At 29.0% G+C, this 16,760-nt stretch carries 13 protein-coding genes and 1 pseudogene; 1 reads left to right on the forward strand and 13 read right to left on the reverse strand.

Going from position 1 to position 16,760, the window contains the following annotated elements; all coding sequences use genetic code 11:
- Positions 1 to 59 precede the first annotated feature (59 nt).
- From ASHG_RS05685 to ilvA, 6 genes are all read right to left on the reverse strand, one after another.
- Positions 60 to 947, reverse strand: coding sequence for a GTP-binding protein (locus ASHG_RS05685; RefSeq protein WP_040398100.1), 888 nt, complete (start codon positions 945 to 947; stop codon positions 60 to 62).
- Positions 948 to 2,024, reverse strand: a complete 1,077-nt coding sequence (locus ASHG_RS05690; RefSeq protein WP_040398101.1) for an NAD(P)-dependent alcohol dehydrogenase — start codon at positions 2,022 to 2,024, stop codon at positions 948 to 950.
- Positions 2,025 to 2,296: 272 nt separating this feature from the next.
- Positions 2,297 to 3,589 (reverse strand): NAD(P)H-dependent oxidoreductase, encoded by a 1,293-nt coding sequence (locus ASHG_RS05695; protein ID WP_040398103.1) that lies wholly within the window; start codon positions 3,587 to 3,589, stop codon positions 2,297 to 2,299.
- Positions 3,582 to 4,784 carry an aminoacetone oxidase family FAD-binding enzyme gene (locus tag ASHG_RS05700; protein ID WP_040398105.1) on the reverse strand — a complete coding sequence of 401 codons (1,203 nt, stop codon included), beginning with the start codon at positions 4,782 to 4,784 and terminating at the stop codon, positions 3,582 to 3,584. The genes ASHG_RS05695 and ASHG_RS05700 overlap by 8 nt, the downstream gene beginning before the upstream one ends.
- The gene (locus ASHG_RS05705) at positions 4,781 to 6,211 is read right to left on the reverse strand and encodes a UDP-N-acetylmuramoyl-L-alanyl-D-glutamate--2,6-diaminopimelate ligase (RefSeq protein WP_040398107.1); all 1,431 of its coding nucleotides are present in this window, start codon (positions 6,209 to 6,211) and stop codon (positions 4,781 to 4,783) included. Before ASHG_RS05705 ends, ASHG_RS05700 begins: the two co-directional genes overlap by 4 nt.
- Positions 6,212 to 7,396, reverse strand: a complete 1,185-nt coding sequence (gene ilvA / locus ASHG_RS05710; protein WP_040398109.1) for a threonine ammonia-lyase — start codon at positions 7,394 to 7,396, stop codon at positions 6,212 to 6,214. It lies immediately after the preceding gene.
- Between the two features lie 340 nt (positions 7,397 to 7,736).
- On the opposite strand from ilvA, the gene ASHG_RS05715 reads away from it, so the two are divergent.
- Positions 7,737 to 9,242 carry a PTS transporter subunit EIIC gene (locus ASHG_RS05715; protein ID WP_040398111.1) on the forward strand — a complete coding sequence of 502 codons (1,506 nt, stop codon included), beginning with the start codon at positions 7,737 to 7,739 and terminating at the stop codon, positions 9,240 to 9,242.
- Positions 9,243 to 9,859: 617 nt separating this feature from the next.
- Here ASHG_RS05715 and ASHG_RS05720 read toward each other — a convergent pair.
- From ASHG_RS05720 to ASHG_RS05750, 7 genes and pseudogenes are all read right to left on the reverse strand, one after another.
- The gene (locus ASHG_RS05720; RefSeq protein WP_040398112.1) at positions 9,860 to 10,090 is read right to left on the reverse strand and encodes a glutaredoxin family protein; all 231 of its coding nucleotides are present in this window, start codon (positions 10,088 to 10,090) and stop codon (positions 9,860 to 9,862) included.
- Positions 10,091 to 10,164: 74 nt separating this feature from the next.
- Positions 10,165 to 11,013, reverse strand: coding sequence for a 16S rRNA (adenine(1518)-N(6)/adenine(1519)-N(6))-dimethyltransferase RsmA (rsmA, locus tag ASHG_RS05725; RefSeq protein WP_040398113.1), 849 nt, complete (start codon positions 11,011 to 11,013; stop codon positions 10,165 to 10,167).
- Entirely contained in the window at positions 11,010 to 11,540 is a 531-nt protein-coding gene (rnmV, locus tag ASHG_RS05730; RefSeq protein ID WP_040398115.1) for a ribonuclease M5, read from the reverse strand. Before rnmV ends, rsmA begins: the two co-directional genes overlap by 4 nt.
- A gap of 5 nt (positions 11,541 to 11,545) precedes the next feature.
- Positions 11,546 to 12,311, reverse strand: a pseudogene (locus ASHG_RS05735) (TatD family hydrolase).
- On the reverse strand, positions 12,311 to 14,248 hold the full coding sequence (gene metG / locus ASHG_RS05740) for a methionine--tRNA ligase (RefSeq protein ID WP_040398117.1): 1,938 nt from the start codon (positions 14,246 to 14,248) through the stop codon (positions 12,311 to 12,313). The pseudogene ASHG_RS05735 and the gene metG overlap by 1 nt, the downstream one beginning before the upstream one ends.
- A gap of 578 nt (positions 14,249 to 14,826) precedes the next feature.
- Positions 14,827 to 16,092 (reverse strand): tyrosine--tRNA ligase, encoded by a 1,266-nt coding sequence (gene tyrS / locus ASHG_RS05745; RefSeq protein ID WP_040398118.1) that lies wholly within the window; start codon positions 16,090 to 16,092, stop codon positions 14,827 to 14,829.
- Between the two features lie 245 nt (positions 16,093 to 16,337).
- A complete protein-coding gene (locus tag ASHG_RS05750) occupies positions 16,338 to 16,754 on the reverse strand; it encodes a hypothetical protein (RefSeq protein ID WP_040398119.1) in 417 nt (138 codons plus the stop codon).
- Positions 16,755 to 16,760: the final 6 nt, after the last annotated feature.

The following is a 16,760-nucleotide window of genomic DNA, read 5'->3' on the forward strand; positions in this document are numbered from 1 at the left end:
GTTCGCTCGAAATGGGCGGAATCTATATTTTGTCTATGTTCTGAGAAGCCTTTGGGCTTCTAATTTTTCTTTTTAAAAAGTATATCAAAGGATTTTTCTTCTAGATTTTCTCCGATAAATATCAAAGAATTTGTAAAAGATTCTCCTTCGTATTTTTCTACTGAAAATTTATTATCTACCACATCAACTTTAACTTTTTTATCTTCTACATTTACAAGACCCTTTGCTCTTATTAGTTTTCCAAATCTATTTTGGCAAACTGCATTTAAATTTGTTCCAAGTTCATTGAAATCTTTGAAAACTACATTTTCATACGCCAAATTATCAAGGTGTAAATGTTTATAGTCCCCTCTTATTAATCCTTCTTTATCATATTCCCCAATAAGTGAGTCCCATTCTTTTTTGTCAAAATCATTGTAATGAGTGGTAAAAACTTTTGCTTTTGTTAAGTCTTCAAGTTTTTTTACTTCTTTTTCGATTTTTTCAGTGCTTATATTTTCAGTTTTTGATAATAGTATATAGGATGAATTTTGGATTTGATCTAGGAAAATCTCTTTATATTCTCCCATAATCTTATCGATACTATAATAGTCAACGATTGCTATTGGCTTTAAAATTTTTATTTTTTCATATTCAATTGGATTAATATTTTCAATTATTTTAGAAAGATAGCCCAAGCCTGTTGGTTCTATTATCAAATATTCTGGATTTATTGTATTTTCAATACTCATTACTGTTGTTGCAAAATCTTTTTGTTTTGAACAACAAATGCATCCTTCTTCTAAAGACAAAATCTCTTTTCCAGTATTTTTCAACAAATCTTTATCTACATTTGCCTTGGCATAATCATTTTCTAAAATTACTGAATCATCCAATTTTTTTGACAATTTTTCTATAAAGGTTGTTTTTCCACTTCCCAAAAATCCCGATACTATTATTATTTTCATCTAATCTTCCATTAAATCTTCTGCTACAATTACAACTGGTTTAATTAAATCTTTTGGTTTATCTTTCATCAAGTATAAAGCTTCTTCAACTTTTTCAAATCCATTAAATTTATGGGTAACAAGTTTTGAAAGATCTAATTTTCCACAAGAAACAAGTTTAGCAAGTTTTTCCATTCTTAATCTTCCACCTGGTGTTAGACCACCACTAATTGTCTTATGGCCCATTCCAACTCCCCATTCAACTCTAGGAATTTTAATGTAATCTCCACCATCAAGATAGTTTACATTACCAATTTTTGCACCTGGTTTCATAGCTTTTATTGCTTCTTCAAAAGTATCAACTGTTCCACCAGCAATTATAACTCTATCAACTCCCTTACCATTTGTAAGTTCTAGAACTTGTTCAGAAATTGATCCTTCTTTGTAAGAAATTATATCTGTTGCTCCATAAAATTTAGCAGCTTCTACACAATTTGGACGTGTTCCTACTGCATAAATTCTACTTGCTCCTCTTAAGTTTGCTCCTGCAACTGACATTAATCCAACTGGTCCAATTCCTACTACCAAAACTTCATCACCAAATTGAACATCAGCTTGTTCAACACCATGGAATCCTGTTGTTACCATATCTGATAACATTGGAGCTAAAACTGGATCTACTCCTTCAGGAATTAATGCAAGGTTAGCATCTGCATCATTTACATGGAAAACTTCTCCAAATACACCATCTTTAAAATTTGAGAATTTCCATCCAGCAAGCATTCCACCTGAATGCATTGGAAATCCTGCTTGACTTTCAAGAGATGACCAATCTGGAGTAATAGCTGGAACCAAAACCCTATCACCAGGTTTAAAATCCTTAACCAATTCACCAACTTTTACAATTTCTCCTGCAGCCTCATGGCCTAAAATCATATCGTGTCTATCTCCTATAGCTCCTTCCCAAACTGTGTGGATATCAGAACTACATGGAGCCAAAGCTATTGGTTTAACAAGGGCATCTAATGGTCCCATTTCTGGTTCCGGTTTTTCGATCCAACCTGTCTTACCAATTCCCAACATTGCAAACCCTTTCATAGAGTCCTCCTTTTTTCCTTTATTCTTTAAAATTTACTTAATTATAATTTGATTTTATTTTATATTTCAATAATTGTCAATACTTTATCATTTTATTTTTCTATTTTAAAATATGATGAAAACCATAACTTATAACTAATGTTGATTAGTAAAATAAGAAAATTTAAATTTTTCAAAATGAATTTTTATTTTGAAATTTCTAATTATTTTTGAAATTTTTTTAAATTTACAAATAAAAAGACAAAAAAATAAGACTGCTTTTGCAGCCTTTTTTATAATTTCATTGAATTTTGTCTTCTTCTTAGTTTTGTTATTGTTTCTTCTTCGTCAAGTTCTATCATTGAAAGATCTATTACTGTATCTTTTTTGATATCTACAATAGCCTTTGTTTTTTTGGTGATTAGAGCTATTGGTAGTAAATCTTCTTTTATTGATCTTGTGTGGTCTGTTAATTTTCCAAATACTTTATCTGATCCTATTCCATCAAGATATTCGCCTTTTTTGATATCTCTTTTTGCAACAGAAACTGTATCTGCAACTTGGCCATGAAGAGGTGCTATTGTTGGTTCATTTTCCATTACTGCATTATAAATTGTAATTGGTGTTTCTAAACTTGTTAAATGATATGGTCTATTTAGTAAATAATTTGGACCATCTCCAAAGCCTAAAAACTTCATCAAATCTCTTACTTCTTTTTTATCACTTGTTACAATTAAAAATACACCTGGAGCCATTCCTGGAGAAAATTCTACTGTTTTGTATGATGATAAAACTCCACCATCTTCTTTTAGTTTAAAATCTTCTACAGCTGTTTCTGGGCTTGTAGTAATTCCATGACATCCAAAAGTATCTGGCAAAAATCCTAGACAGTTACAAACTGAATTTAATTCTATCATTGTGTTTGTTCCATCAACAAAGCTTGTAAGCATTCTTGGTGAAAGTCCTTTTTCTTTTGCACTTTCTTTTAAAATCTCTGCATTTGCATAATTGTCTAATGGATTATTTTTTCCTTTTGCTGCAACTAAAATTTCAAGTCCAATTCCATAGGCAAAATCACAAAGCTCAATTATTGAACCTGGCTCATCTCCTGCAATTCCTGTATAAACTACTCCAGCTTTTTTTGCCATATCGTAAAGAATTGGTCCAACTGCTGCGTCACATTCTACATTAAGTGTTATAAAATGTTTATGATATTGGATTGATTTTGATGCGATTTCTGCACCAAATGGTGGATTTCCTGTTGCATCTATTACGGCTGTAATTTGTAAAAGTTTATATGCAAGTCTATAATTTGAGCTTATTACAACAAATCCCTTGTTCAAAGCTTCATAGGCCTCGTCATAGGAATCTGTATTAATAATTTTATCTTCGGAAATTCCTGATTCTATTAGAGCTGTTTTTGCTTTACTCATTGTATGCTCAACTACTAATCCAACTTCGATTGCATCTATATCTCCCAGTTGATTTATAAGGCTTGCGCCCATTTTTCCACAACCAATTACTGCCAAAGAAATTCTTTCACCATTGTGTTTTAATTCTTTTAGCTTTCTATTTATCTTAAACATTTAATCTCCTTATATCTTCTGAGGCACTTTTTGCCGATGAAAATGCCCACTGAATATTATATCCTCCACAATCTCCAGCAACATCCATTACCTCACCTATAAAATAACAATCTTTAATTTTTAAAGATTTCATTGTTTTTTTGTCAATTTCCCTACAAGATACTCCCCCCAAGGTCACTTGGGCATTTTTCTTATCATTAATATCTATAATGTCAAATGAAAGACTTTTCAAAACATTTACAAGTTTATTTAAATCATTTTTTGATATATTTTTTTCTCTAGGATTTATTTTAGCCCTTTTTAGTATATCAATTATGAGCTTTTTATCTAAGTTTCCTATCAATATTTCTTCGATATTTCTTTGAGGAAATCTTTTTATTTTTTCTTCTAATTTTATTAAAAGTCCCTCTTTTTTATACTCTGGATAAAAGTCTATGTCAAGCTTTACCTTCTTCTTATTTTTAAGAGCTAAAGATATTCCATTTGATAGGTTTAATATAGCAGTGCCAGTTAGACCATAATTTTGAAAAATTATATCGTCTTTTGAAGATTTTTTATATTTTCCATCAATTATTAAACTTGCTCTTGCATTTACTTTTACACCTTTTGCCTTTTTTGAAAGAGGTTTTTTAGCCTTAAAATTTGTTATTCCGTAGGTAGTTTCTTCAATCTTTGTGTGATTTTTTAAAATTTCTAAAATAGATCCATCAGAGCCCGAATTTTTTAAAGTTTTCCCACCAGATGCAATAACTAGAAGATCGTATTTGTATTTGTTTTTCTCTGTAATGATTAATTTTTTATTGAAATCAATGTCTAAAACTTTTTGGTCAAAAATAAATTTTGCATTTTCATTCGCCTTCATCATCAAAGAATCTTTTACTGTCTGAGAGCTCATAGTTTTTGGATAGCATCTTCCTGATTGCAAATTTGTCCATTCAATACCCAAATACTCAAAATATTCTATCAGATCTTTGTTAGAAAAATTATCCAAAGAATAATTTACAAAATCTTTTTCATTTGAATAAAAATTATCATAAGATAAGTTTAAATTTGTGAAATTACATCTTCCATTTCCTGTAGCTAGAAGTTTTCTTCCGCTGTCTTTGTTTGAATCTATAACTGTTATATTTTTATTATCTAAAAAAGAGCAGAAGGCAAGCGAACTTACCCCTGCTCCTATTACAAAAATTTTCATAATTCTTCTAATATTTCCCTTATGCTTTCTTTTTCATTGTAGTAGGTTTTAATATTTCCTTTTAGTTTTATGAAATCTTCTTCACCCTTACCAAGCAAGAAAACAAAGTCTCCCTTTTTTGCATGGCTTATGGCATATTTTATAGCTTCTTTTCTATCTTTAATTATAGTAAATTCGCCCTTATTTTCTTCGACACCTTCTTTTATTTGATTTGAAATATTTTCAAAGGTGTCAAATTTAGGATCATCTGTAGTAATTACTGAAAAAACTCCATATTTTGCAGCAATTTTTCCTACAGATTTTCTAATATCATAAGTCCTATCTCCAGTAATTCCATAAACTGCATATGTTTTTTTATCTTTTGGTAAGTCTTTAAAAATATTTTCAAAAGCTTCTGGTGTATGGGCAAAATCTACTACTATGTTTACGCCAAGATTATTTTCTATAAATTCAAATCTTGACTTAACGCCCTTAAAATCTTCCAAAACTTTTGAAATATCTTCTAATTTATATCCTAAATCATTTGCTATAGCTATTGCACAAAGAGAATTATAAATATCATAAAGGCCAAATCTATTTAAGTGAAATTTAACTTTATTGACTGTAAATTCCAATCCTAAATCTACTCTTTTTATATTTTCAGCCTTATAATCTGAATCTTCATTTATAGAAATTGTCAGAGCATCTTTAAACAATTCTTTTGCTCTTTTTCCATAATCATCATCAAGATTTACAACTTGTTTTTTGGAATTATTCAAAAGAATCATTTTTGCTTTAAAATAATTATCCATTGTTCTATGAAAATCCATATGCTCCATAGAAAGATTGGTAAATACACCATATTCATAATCTATACCATAATTTCTTTTTAGGCACAAACCATGGGATGAGGTTTCCATAACTACATTTTCAACGTTTTCTTTTATTGCTTCAGTTAGAATATCATTTAAATCTGTAATTTCTGGTGTTGTATGCTCTGTGGGCATAGTTTTATTTATTAAATCTGCTCCGTCTGTTCCTATGTTTGCACATGGTGATCCTAATTTATTCAAGACAAAGAAAATCAAATTTGCAGTTGTTGTTTTTCCATTTGTTCCGGTAACTCCAATCATCCTCATTGATTTTGATGGGTAATTTGAAAGTAAATTAGAACACTGAGCAAGAGCAAGTCTTATATCTTCTACTTTTATATAGTTAATATCATCTACAAATTCTATGTCATCATTTGTATAGATTACTGTATTTGCTCCATTTTCTATGGCTTTATTTATATATTTATGACCATCAAATTCGTATCCTTTGATAGCTAAAAATATATAATCTTTTTTTATTTGTCTTGAATCTGAAGAAATACCTACAATTTCCTTATCATTTTGAATTTTTTTAGAGGTATAGGTAATTTCTTTTAGTATCTTCTCTAATTTCATTTAATGAACGTTATATCCTTTCTCAGTAAGTAATTCTTTGATCTTTCTGATATGGTCTTTTCCGTTTGTTTCTAGGGTCAATTCAACTTGAATATTTTTATATCTGCTAGTTGTAGCAAGACTATCGTGAAGTACTTCAACAATATTTGCTTTTGTATAAGATATTATATCAAGAAGATCTCTAAGTTTTCCAGGTGCATTTTGAAGTTCAACAGTAAATCTTGCGATTCTTCCATCTTCATAAAGACCCTTGTGGATTAATTGAGAAATAAATGACATATCAATATTTCCACCACTAATAACACAAACTATATTTTTATTTTTACAGCCAAGTTTTTTGCTTGCAGCAAGACTTAATGCTCCTGAAGGTTCTGCTACTAGTTTATGTTTTTCCATCAAAGTAGTCAAGGCCACCATTATTTCCTCTTCAGTTACAGAAATATATTCATCAACATTTTCTTTGCAAATTTCATAAGTGATATCTCCAACTCTAGCAACTGCAGTACCATCTGCTATTGTATCAGCAGAATCTAAAGTTATTGGTCCATTATTTTCCATAGCAGCTTGCATTGAAGCAGCATTTGCAGGTTCTACACCAACAATTTTAATATCTGGCTTAATTTCTTTTGCACATTTTGCAATACCAGAAATAAGTCCACCGCCTCCTATTGGAACTAATATATAATCAGCGTCTTCTAATTTTTCTAAAATTTCTACGGCTATAGTTCCTTGTCCTTCTATTACATCTTCGTCATCGTAAGGTGGAATAAAAGTATAGCCTTTTTCTTTGGCAAGTTTTTGCGCATATGTATTTGTTTCGTCAAAAGATTGGCCGTGTAGATCAACCTCAGCTCCATATTTTAAAGTTCCATCAACTTTTATCATCGGAGTTGTTTCAGGCATACAAACAATAGCCTTAATTCCTTGATGATTTGCAGAAAATGCTACACCTTGAGCGTGGTTTCCAGCTGATGCAGTTACAATTCCTACAGACTTTGATTCATCATCCATTTTTGAAATTTTGTTATAAGCTCCCCTCAATTTAAAAGAACCAGTTTTTTGTAAATTTTCTGGTTTTATGTATACATTATTTTTTGATAAATCTGAAAAAATTTCAGAATAAAAAATATGGGTTGGGTTTATAGCTTCGTCTACTCTTTTTTTTGCACTTTTAAAATCAAACATAAATGCCTCCTTTTTCTTAAATTATAACACAAGAATTTAGAAATAAGAATGTTTTTCTTAAGTTTCCAAATAAAAATTTGATAAATAAATATCTTATTGAAATTTAAATATTTATGTATGATTTTACCAAATATTTTTGATATTTTTAATAAGTTCTTTTATAAAAAACGTTTTTTCATTTTATTATTTTTTATCTAAATAATTGTCGTTTTATTTCTTCATTTTAAACTTTTTAGTTTTTAAAATTTTATTTTCTGAAACTGTTTTCTATTTTATAGTTTAAATTGCAAACATTTTTATATTCTTATATAATTTAGGCAAACAATTTTAAGGAGGGAATATGTTTAAGTATTTACAAAAAGTCGGTAAGGCTTTTATGCTACCGATAGCTTTATTGCCTGCCGCGGGATTACTTTTGGGAATCGGTGGAGCATTTTCATCACAAGCTACAATTGATGCTTATCCTTTTTTAGAAAATGATATCTTGCAAACAATTTTTAAGGTTATGGCTGGAGCTGGAAATATTATTTTTGGAAATCTTGCTATGCTTTTATGTATTGGTATTATGGTAGGAGTTGCAAATAGAGAAAAGGGAGTTGCAGCTCTTGCTGGTGCTGTTGGATTTTTGGTAATGAATGCAACAATAGAAACTTTGCTTTCTATTTTTAATCCTGATGGAGATCCAATTGATACTGGTGTTGTTGGAGCTTTAGTTATTGGTTTAATCGCAGTTTATCTTCACAATAATTATTATAATATTCAATTGCCACAAGTTTTAGGATTTTTTGGTGGCTCTAGATTTGTTCCTATAGTTACATCTTTTGTTGCAATTATAGTTGGAGTATTTTTCTTTATAGTTTGGCCACCTTTCCAACATTTATTAATCGCTGCTGGAAAATATATAGCAAAACTTGGAGTTTTTGGAACATTTTTATATGGCATGCTTATGAGATTGTCTGGAGCTGTTGGACTTCATCACATGATTTATCCAATGTTTTGGTATACAGAACTTGGTGGAGTAGAAATGGTTGCTGGAGAACAAATCGTTGGTGCGAAAAAAATATTTTTTGCTCAATTAGCTGATCCAAATCATGTAGGATTATTTACTGAAGGTACAAGATTTTTTGCAGGAAGATTTTCAACAATGATGTTTGGTTTGCCTGCAGCTGCTCTTGCAATGTATAAAAACGCTAAAGAAGAAAACAAGAAAAAATTAAAAGGATTATTTCTGGGAGTTGCTTTAACTTCATTTATCACAGGAATTACAGAACCTCTTGAATATATGTTCCTTTTTGTTCAACCACTTTTATATGTTTTCCATTCATTCTTAGATGGTTTATCATTTATGATTGCTGATTTATTAAATATAAATATAGGAAATACTTTTTCTGGTGGAATAATTGACTTTATCCTATTCGGAGTACTTCAAGGAAATGAAAAAACTCATTGGTTATTAGAAATTCCATTTGGACTAATCTGGGCAGCCCTTTACTATTTCTCATTTTCTTTCTTTATAAAGAAATTCAATATAATGACACCTGGTAGAGGTGATAATGAAATTGAGGAAGAAAAGAAAGATAAAAAAGATGCTGATTCAAATCTTCATGAAGAAGCTCTTGTAATTTTGGATGCTCTTGGTGGAAGTGAAAATATAATTGATGTCGATGCTTGTATTACAAGACTTAGAGTAAATTTAAAGGATTCAAAAATAGTTGATAAAAATATATTAAAACAAACTGGAGCAACTGGAGTTCTTGATGTTCCAGGAGGAGTTCAAGTAATCTACGGAGCCAAGGCAGTTTTATACAAAAACGAAATCAATGAAATACTTGGAGTAGTTGATTAAATTTTTGATAAATTTAAATAAATACCCTTCTCAAATAAAAAAGCTTAGAGAATTCTATTGATTTATTTAATATTAGATAACTTTAATACAAGAGATCTCTTAACTAAGCTCGAGGTGGGTGTCTTCTTTCTCTATTTTAATGCTAAAGTTATTTTTATCTTGCTAATACTTAATTTTAATAAATAAAATTTAAATAAGTAATAATTAAATTCGTAGTAATTAGGCAAATAAAAAAATAACCCATCTCGAGCAGATAATTATGCCTTGATTTGGCATAATTATCCCTAAAAATTAGTATGAGAGCACGGAAAAGTTTTGAAGAAAACTGGTTTTAGTAGTCGAGAGATCTCTTTGTTAAATATTTCTATTTAATAAGTTTTGAGATTTCTTTTTGCCCGAATGAGTTTTGTTTTCTTTATTTCAATACTAAAGTTATTTTTATCTTGCTAATACTTAATTTCAATAAATAAAATTTAAATAAGTAATAATTAAATTCGTAGTAATTAGGCAAATAAAAAAATAACCCATCTCGAGCTTGTCGAGAGATCTCTTTGTTAAATATTTCTATCTAACTAATTTTATAATCTCACTTAGCTCAGATGGGTTTTATTTGTTATTTATAAACCTAATTTTTCGTCTACTAATTCTTTGTTAAATCCTACTATATCTTCACCTTCAATATTTATTACAGGAACACCTCTGTGTCCTTTTTCTACTAGATAATCTATAGCTGATCTATCTTCGTCTACGTTTTTTTCTTCAAATTCAATATTATTTTCTCTCAAATAATTTTTTGCTGCCTTGCAATGTGGGCAAGTATTTGATGTATAAACTGTTACTTTTTTCATTTTTTCTCCAATCTTTTTTTATAAATCTATTTTTTCGATACCAATATTATACCCAATTGATAATCTCTTTCAATCTAGCCTTTTATCTTTTCATATTCATTGGCTATATTTATAAAATCATCAAGGGAAAGATTTTCTGCTCTTAAATTTTCTTTTAAAGATAATTTTTCAAATATTTTTTTCAAATCTTCCTTTTCAATCACACTTGATAAGGAATTTAATATAGTTTTTCTTCTTTTATTAAAGCCTGATCTTACTATGTTAAATAGGATATTTGTATCAACTTTTTCATCATATAATCTTAAATTTAATTTTAAAACTTGAGAATCTATTTTGGGTTGAGGCATAAATACAGATTTTGGAACTTTGAATTGACCAGTAATTTCTGCATAATATTTTATAAAAACTGAAAGTGATGAATAATCCTTGCTTTTTTCATCTGCTTTCATCCTATCTGCCACTTCCTTTTGAACCATTATAGTCATGTCCTTACAAGGAAGGTCTTCTTCGAATAATTTTTCAATTATTGGGGTTGTTATATAATAAGGCAAATTTGAAACTACTTTAAAATCTTCTCCAGAAAAATTTTCTTCAATTATTTTTTTAAGGTCAGTTTTTAAAATATCAGCATTTATGATATCAACATTTGAAAACTCGCCTAAATTATCATTTAAAATTGGAATCAAAGTCTTATCTATTTCTACTACAACAAGTTTTTTGCAATTTTTTGCCACCTCTTGGCTAATTGTTCCAATCCCTGGTCCAATTTCTAAAATATTTTCGCCAGAAACTTCCGATAAATCTATAATTTTATCAACAAAATTTTTGTCTACTAGAAAATTTTGTCCCAAAGATTTGGTAAATTTAAAACCATAGAGATCTTGGATTAATTTTATTGTTTTTGGTGAATATAATTTTTTCATATTTTTTCAACCGCCTTTTCAAATTCTTCACGGCTTATACCAAAGGAATTTAATTTTGACAAAAGTTGTTTGGAATTAAAATATCCTATGGATAGAATATCGCCAAGTTTTTCTCTTCTATTTCTGCTATCTTTTGTAAGGGTAAGATTATTATCCAAGAGATCTTTCATTGTAAATTCTTCTCTTTTTTCACTTTTTGTTGCATGGGCATTTTTTAATGCCTCAATTATATCTTCTTTTGAAGCGTTTTCTACTCCCAAATCTCCTTTTTTTATAGCTTTTTTCCTATCAAGGTAGGCGTGTTTGGCATTTGGAATTTCTTTTGAAATTTTTGCCCTTATTTTTTTTCCTGCAAAATCTGGGTCGGTAAAAATTATTATCCCACATCTTTTATCAATTTCTTTTAATCTTTCTATCAAATCTTTTCCAAAGGCAAGGCCATTTGTTGCTATAAGTTCGCAATCTATGGCAGATTTTATATTTGTTATATCATCTTTTCCTTCAACTACTATTGTTTCTTTTATCATATTACCTACTTTATATTAAAAAATTCTTTGGCATTTTTGCTAGTTCTTTTTGCAAGTTTTGATAATTTCATTCCACGAAGATTTGCAATTTCTCTTGCAACTTCCACAATTTTTCTTGGATCATTTCTCCTTCCCCTATAAGGTTCTGGGGAAAGGTAGGGGGAATCTGTTTCAAGCATTAGCTTATCCAAATCTACATTTATGGCTGCATTTTTTTTCATTTTCTGCATTTTTAAAGGTTACAACTCCCCCAATGGAAATATAATATCCTCTTTTCATACATTCCATTAAGTGCATATATGAATAGGCAAAACAGTGGATTTGAACTTTTAATTCCGGATAAGATTTCAAAATTTCTAGGCAATCATCAATTGAATCTCTAGAATGAACAACTACAGGAAGATTTAATTTTTTTGCAAGGTCTAATTGCTTTATAAAAACATCCTTTTGCTCAGCCTTGTTATCATCTTTCCAATAATAATCAAGGCCAATTTCTCCAATTGCCACAACCTTAGGATTTTTTGCTAAATCTTCTAATTTTTCTATAGAATAATCATCAAATGATTCTATATTTTCTGGATGAAATCCAACTTGGGCGTACATATCATCATATTTTTCAGCAAGTTTTACAGTTTCATAAGAATTTTCTAAGTCACAAGCTGGAAGAATTACTGAATTTACAGCAAAATTAGACAGATCCTTTATAAGAAAAGATCTGTCTTCATTAAAATCATCACTTGTTAAATGGGCATGTGAGTCTATTAATTTCATTAAGAAATCACCGTACCTGGTTTACAATCTTTGATTGTTGTAAGTAAAGCCGCATCCTTACCTGCTGCAAGAAGCATTCCTTCTGATAAAATTCCTCTCATTTTTACAGGTTTTAGGTTTTTAATTACTACTATATTTTTTCCTACTAGGTCTTCTTTTTTGTAAAATTCTTTTATCCCAGAAACAATTGTCCTAGTCTCACTACCTATATCAACTTTAAAAACAAGAAGTCTATCAGCATCTGGGTGGTCCTTTACTTCCAAAATTTTACCTACAACTAGGTCAAGTTTATCAAAATCATCTATTTTAATTTGTGCCTTAGCTTGACCTTCTTCTTTCTTTTCTTCCTTTTTAACTCCAAGCCTTTCTTCTACAAGCTTGTTGTTTAATTCATGAAGTTTTTCAAGTTCTTTTTCTGTATCAAGTCTGTTAAACAAATTTTTACCCTTATTAACTTTTGTTCCTTCTTTTATTAGGCCAAATTCTTTTGCTGATTCAAAACCTTGGTTTTCTACTCCCAACTGTTTTAAAATTTCATCAGTTGTATTTCTCATAACAGGTTCAAGCATTTGGGCAATAACTCTTAAAGATTCAGCAAGGTTATATAAAACTGTATTTAATCTTTCATATTTTTCTTCACGACCCAAAATCCATGGTTCAGTTTGGTCAACATACTTGTTTGATCTTCTTACAAGATTCCACAAAGATTCCAAGGCCTCATTAAATTTAAAATCATCCATTAGGCTTGTAAAATCATCATAAGTTTTATGGCAAAGATTGATTAAATCTTCATCATAGCTATCAGTTTCAGTACCTTTTTTGATCACCCCATCATTATATTTTGAAATCATAGAAACAGTTCTTGAAAGTAAATTTCCCAAATCATTTACAAGGTCTGAATTATACCTATCCATAAATTTCTTTGAAAGGAAATTTCCATCAGAACCAAAATTAAATTCACGAAGTAGGAAATATTTCAAAGCATCAGTTCCATATAATTCTACAAGTGGTTCTGGATACATAATATTTCCTTTAGATTTACTCATTTTATCATTATCAAATAAAATCCAACCATGAGCAAAAACTTTTTTAGGAAGTGGAATATCAAGGGCCATTAAAAGTGCTGGCCAAATTATAGTGTGAAATCTTACAATATCTTTTCCAATTAAATGGACACCAGCTGGCCAATATTTATTAAATTTATCCATATCATGACCATAGCCAATTGCTGTTAAATAACAAGATAAGGCATCAATCCATACATAAACAACATGTTCATTATCAAAAGGAACATCAACTCCCCAATCAAATGTATTTCTAGATACAGAAAGATCTTCTAATCCTTTATCTATAAAATTATTTAACATTTCATTTTGTCTAAATTTAGGCTCAAGAAATTCAGGATGGTCTTTAAAAAGTTCCTTTAATTTGTCAGTATATTTAGAAAGTTTAAAAAAGTAAGATTCTTCCTTGTGATGGTCAACTGCTCTTCCACAATCAGGACAATTTCCCTCATCAAGTTGACTTTCAGTAAAATATGATTCACAAGATTCGCAATAATACCCATCATACTCACCCTTATAAATATCTCCCTTGTCATATAGGTATTGGAAAATATTTTTTACATTTTCTTCGTGTTCTGGATTTGTAGATCTTATAAAACAATCATAATCAATATCAAGTTTTTTTAATAAATCTTGAGTTTCACTGGCAATTTTATCAACAAATGGTTGTGGCTTAGATCCATGTGATAGGGCTGCATTCATGATTTTTTGACCATGTTCATCAGTTCCAGTAGTTAGATAAGCATCAAATCCTTGTAAATTTTTATATCTTTTCAAAACATCTGCAATGACAGATGTATAAACATTACCAATATGTAGGTTACTGTTTGGATAATATATTGGTGTAGTTATATAGTAAGTGTTTTTATCCATAAATTCTCCTTTGTAATAATTCAATTAAAATAAAGCTATTTTTCTTTTTATATATTTATATTATAGCGTTTTTACCTATTTTTTCCAATTTTAAATATATAAGAAATAACAAAAAAATTATCTAAGCCGACTTTAAAAACAAAAAAATTTCATAATAATATAATCTTTAATCTAAGTTTAGTTTCTTATTTTATTTATCTTTTTTTAATAGTAAACTTTTTATTTAATTTCCTTTTTTAAATAAAAAATATGAATATAAAAACAAAAAACATAAATCATATTAGATATTAACTAAATGTATATTTTATTTATTTTTAGTTAAATTTAGAAAATTAACGATATTCTAATATTGTATCAAAATATTTAGAAATACTACTTTTGTAATATTTCTAAGTTATTTATTAGTCTATTATTTTGTACTAACATATAAAATAAATATAAAATGATAATACAAAAATTTAAAAAATCTCAATTGAAAAAGTAATTATTGTATCATATTTTAATTTTATAAAGCCTTCAAAAAAACGAAACCCATCCATTATTTTGGATGGGTTTATATTTTTTCAATTTAAATATCTTTATTTTAAAGTAACCTTGTGAAAATTCTTTTTACCTTTTTTAACAATTATTTTTCCATCTTCAAACAAGTCTTCATTTATTTCAAATCTTGGATCTGTTATTTTTTGATCATTTACACTAACTCCGCCACCTTTAACTGAATCTCTTGCTTGAGAATTTGATTTTGTAAGACCAAGTTTTGTAAGAAGAGTTAATATTCCCATTGGAAATTCTTCTTTATCAATTTCAGTTGTTGGCATTGCTGATTCATCACCTTTTCCAGAAAATAGTGCTTTTGATGCTTCTAAAGCCTCTTTTGCCTTTTCTTCTCCATGAATTAATTTTGTAATCTCAAATGCCAAAATTTCTTTTGCATGATTTATTTCTTTTGCATCCTTTCCATTACCAAGTCTTCTACATTCTTTTGTTGGAAGGAAAGTTAACATCAAGAGGAATTTTTCAACATCTCTATCATCAACATTTCTCATATATTGGAAAAGTTCATAAGCTGATGTTTTTTCTTCATCAAGCCATACAGCTCCTTTTTGACTCTTTCCCATTTTAACTCCATCCGCTGTTGTTAAAAGTTTGAAAGTCATTCCATATACTTTTTGATCTTCTTTTTTCCTAATCAAATCATATCCACCGATTATATTTGACCATTGGTCTGATCCACCAATTTCTAGAGTACAATTATGTCTTCTAAATAATTCTAGAAAATCGTAAGATTGTAAAAGCATGTAGGAAAATTCAAAAAATGTAAGACCCTTTTCCATCCTATTTTTGTAAGCATCTTTTTTTAGCATTTCATTTACTAAAAAATTTGATCCAACATCTCTTAGAAAGTCTATAAAAGGAAGATTTAAAAGCCAATTTGCATTATTTTCAATGATTGCTTTTTCTCCTGTATCTTCTCCTTCATTTTCAAATTCCAAAAATCTTTGAAATTGCTTATAAAAGCAATTTGCATTGTGATTGATTTTTTCCTTTGTCATAACCATTCTCATATCACTTCTTCCTGAAGGATCTCCAATCATTGTTGTTCCTCCACCAAGAAGGGCAATTGGTCTGTGGCCGTAATTTTGCATTCTCATCATAACCATAATTTGAATAAGATGACCTACTGTCAATGAATCTGCAGTTGCATCAAATCCACAATAAAAAGTTAATTTTTCATTTTTTAATTTTTCTGCCAACTCTTCTTCGTCAGTTGCAGCCTCAAAATATCCACGATCTTTTAATTCATCAAATACATTATCGTATTCTTTTTCATATTGAAATTTCATTTATATCTCCTTAAATAATTCTAAACACAAAAAAAGAGTATAAGAAGGCATCTTAATGCGGTACCACTTCTTTTTATACTCCACGCTTTCACTAAGTAGAAAGCCAACTTTGGACAAAGAATCCTGTAATTTCAAAAAAACTATCTCAAATTTTCCCTACTGTAAATCCTATAAGTCCTATTTACTTAACATAGATTATACAAGTTTTAAGGTTTTTTTCAAATATATAGACTATAAATAAAAATTTATAGCCTATGCCAATTATTTTCCTTCAAATTTTTAAAATTATCCAAATTATCCTCGCACATCTTCCCATTGAAAGAAATTTCATAGGATATATTTTTACCCAAATGAGAAAACTTTATAAAAGCCTTATTAGATCTCTCATCAATTTCAAAAGAATTAATTTCATCCCAAGGCATAAGAAGAAAATCACCCTTAGTAGAATTTGAAATTTCTTTTTCGTAAATTCCTTTTTCATTGAAATTCAAAAGAAAAGTTCTAGAAGAATCTAAGGTATTATACAAATTACTAACAAGTAATTTCAACAATCCCTTAGCCTTTGAATTATGCTTAATTGCAAACAAATATGAATCTGTTTTAGAAAAATTCTCTCTTATTTTCTCCCTACATTCACCCAAATCATTAAATAAAAATCCCATTTTTCC

Source organism: Anaerococcus senegalensis JC48, from assembly GCF_000321005.1.
Lineage (GTDB): Bacteria > Bacillota > Clostridia > Tissierellales > Peptoniphilaceae > Anaerococcus > Anaerococcus senegalensis.

Coding starts and splice junctions, on each gene's coding strand:
- ASHG_RS05685 (WP_040398100.1), bottom strand. CDS start 947: ATGAAAATAATAATAGTATCGGGATTTTTGGGAAGTGGAAAAACAACC.
- ASHG_RS05690 (WP_040398101.1), bottom strand. CDS start 2,024: ATGAAAGGGTTTGCAATGTTGGGAATTGGTAAGACAGGTTGGATCGAA.
- ASHG_RS05695 (WP_040398103.1), bottom strand. CDS start 3,589: ATGTTTAAGATAAATAGAAAGCTAAAAGAATTAAAACACAATGGTGAA.
- ASHG_RS05700 (WP_040398105.1), bottom strand. CDS start 4,784: ATGAAAATTTTTGTAATAGGAGCAGGGGTAAGTTCGCTTGCCTTCTGC.
- ASHG_RS05705 (WP_040398107.1), bottom strand. CDS start 6,211: ATGAAATTAGAGAAGATACTAAAAGAAATTACCTATACCTCTAAAAAA.
- ilvA (WP_040398109.1), bottom strand. CDS start 7,396: ATGTTTGATTTTAAAAGTGCAAAAAAAAGAGTAGACGAAGCTATAAAC.
- ASHG_RS05715 (WP_040398111.1), top strand. CDS start 7,737: ATGTTTAAGTATTTACAAAAAGTCGGTAAGGCTTTTATGCTACCGATA.
- ASHG_RS05720 (WP_040398112.1), bottom strand. CDS start 10,090: ATGAAAAAAGTAACAGTTTATACATCAAATACTTGCCCACATTGCAAG.
- rsmA (WP_040398113.1), bottom strand. CDS start 11,013: ATGAAAAAATTATATTCACCAAAAACAATAAAATTAATCCAAGATCTC.
- rnmV (WP_040398115.1), bottom strand. CDS start 11,540: ATGATAAAAGAAACAATAGTAGTTGAAGGAAAAGATGATATAACAAAT.
- metG (WP_040398117.1), bottom strand. CDS start 14,248: ATGGATAAAAACACTTACTATATAACTACACCAATATATTATCCAAAC.
- tyrS (WP_040398118.1), bottom strand. CDS start 16,092: ATGAAATTTCAATATGAAAAAGAATACGATAATGTATTTGATGAATTA.
- ASHG_RS05750 (WP_040398119.1), bottom strand. CDS start 16,754: ATGGGATTTTTATTTAATGATTTGGGTGAATGTAGGGAGAAAATAAGA.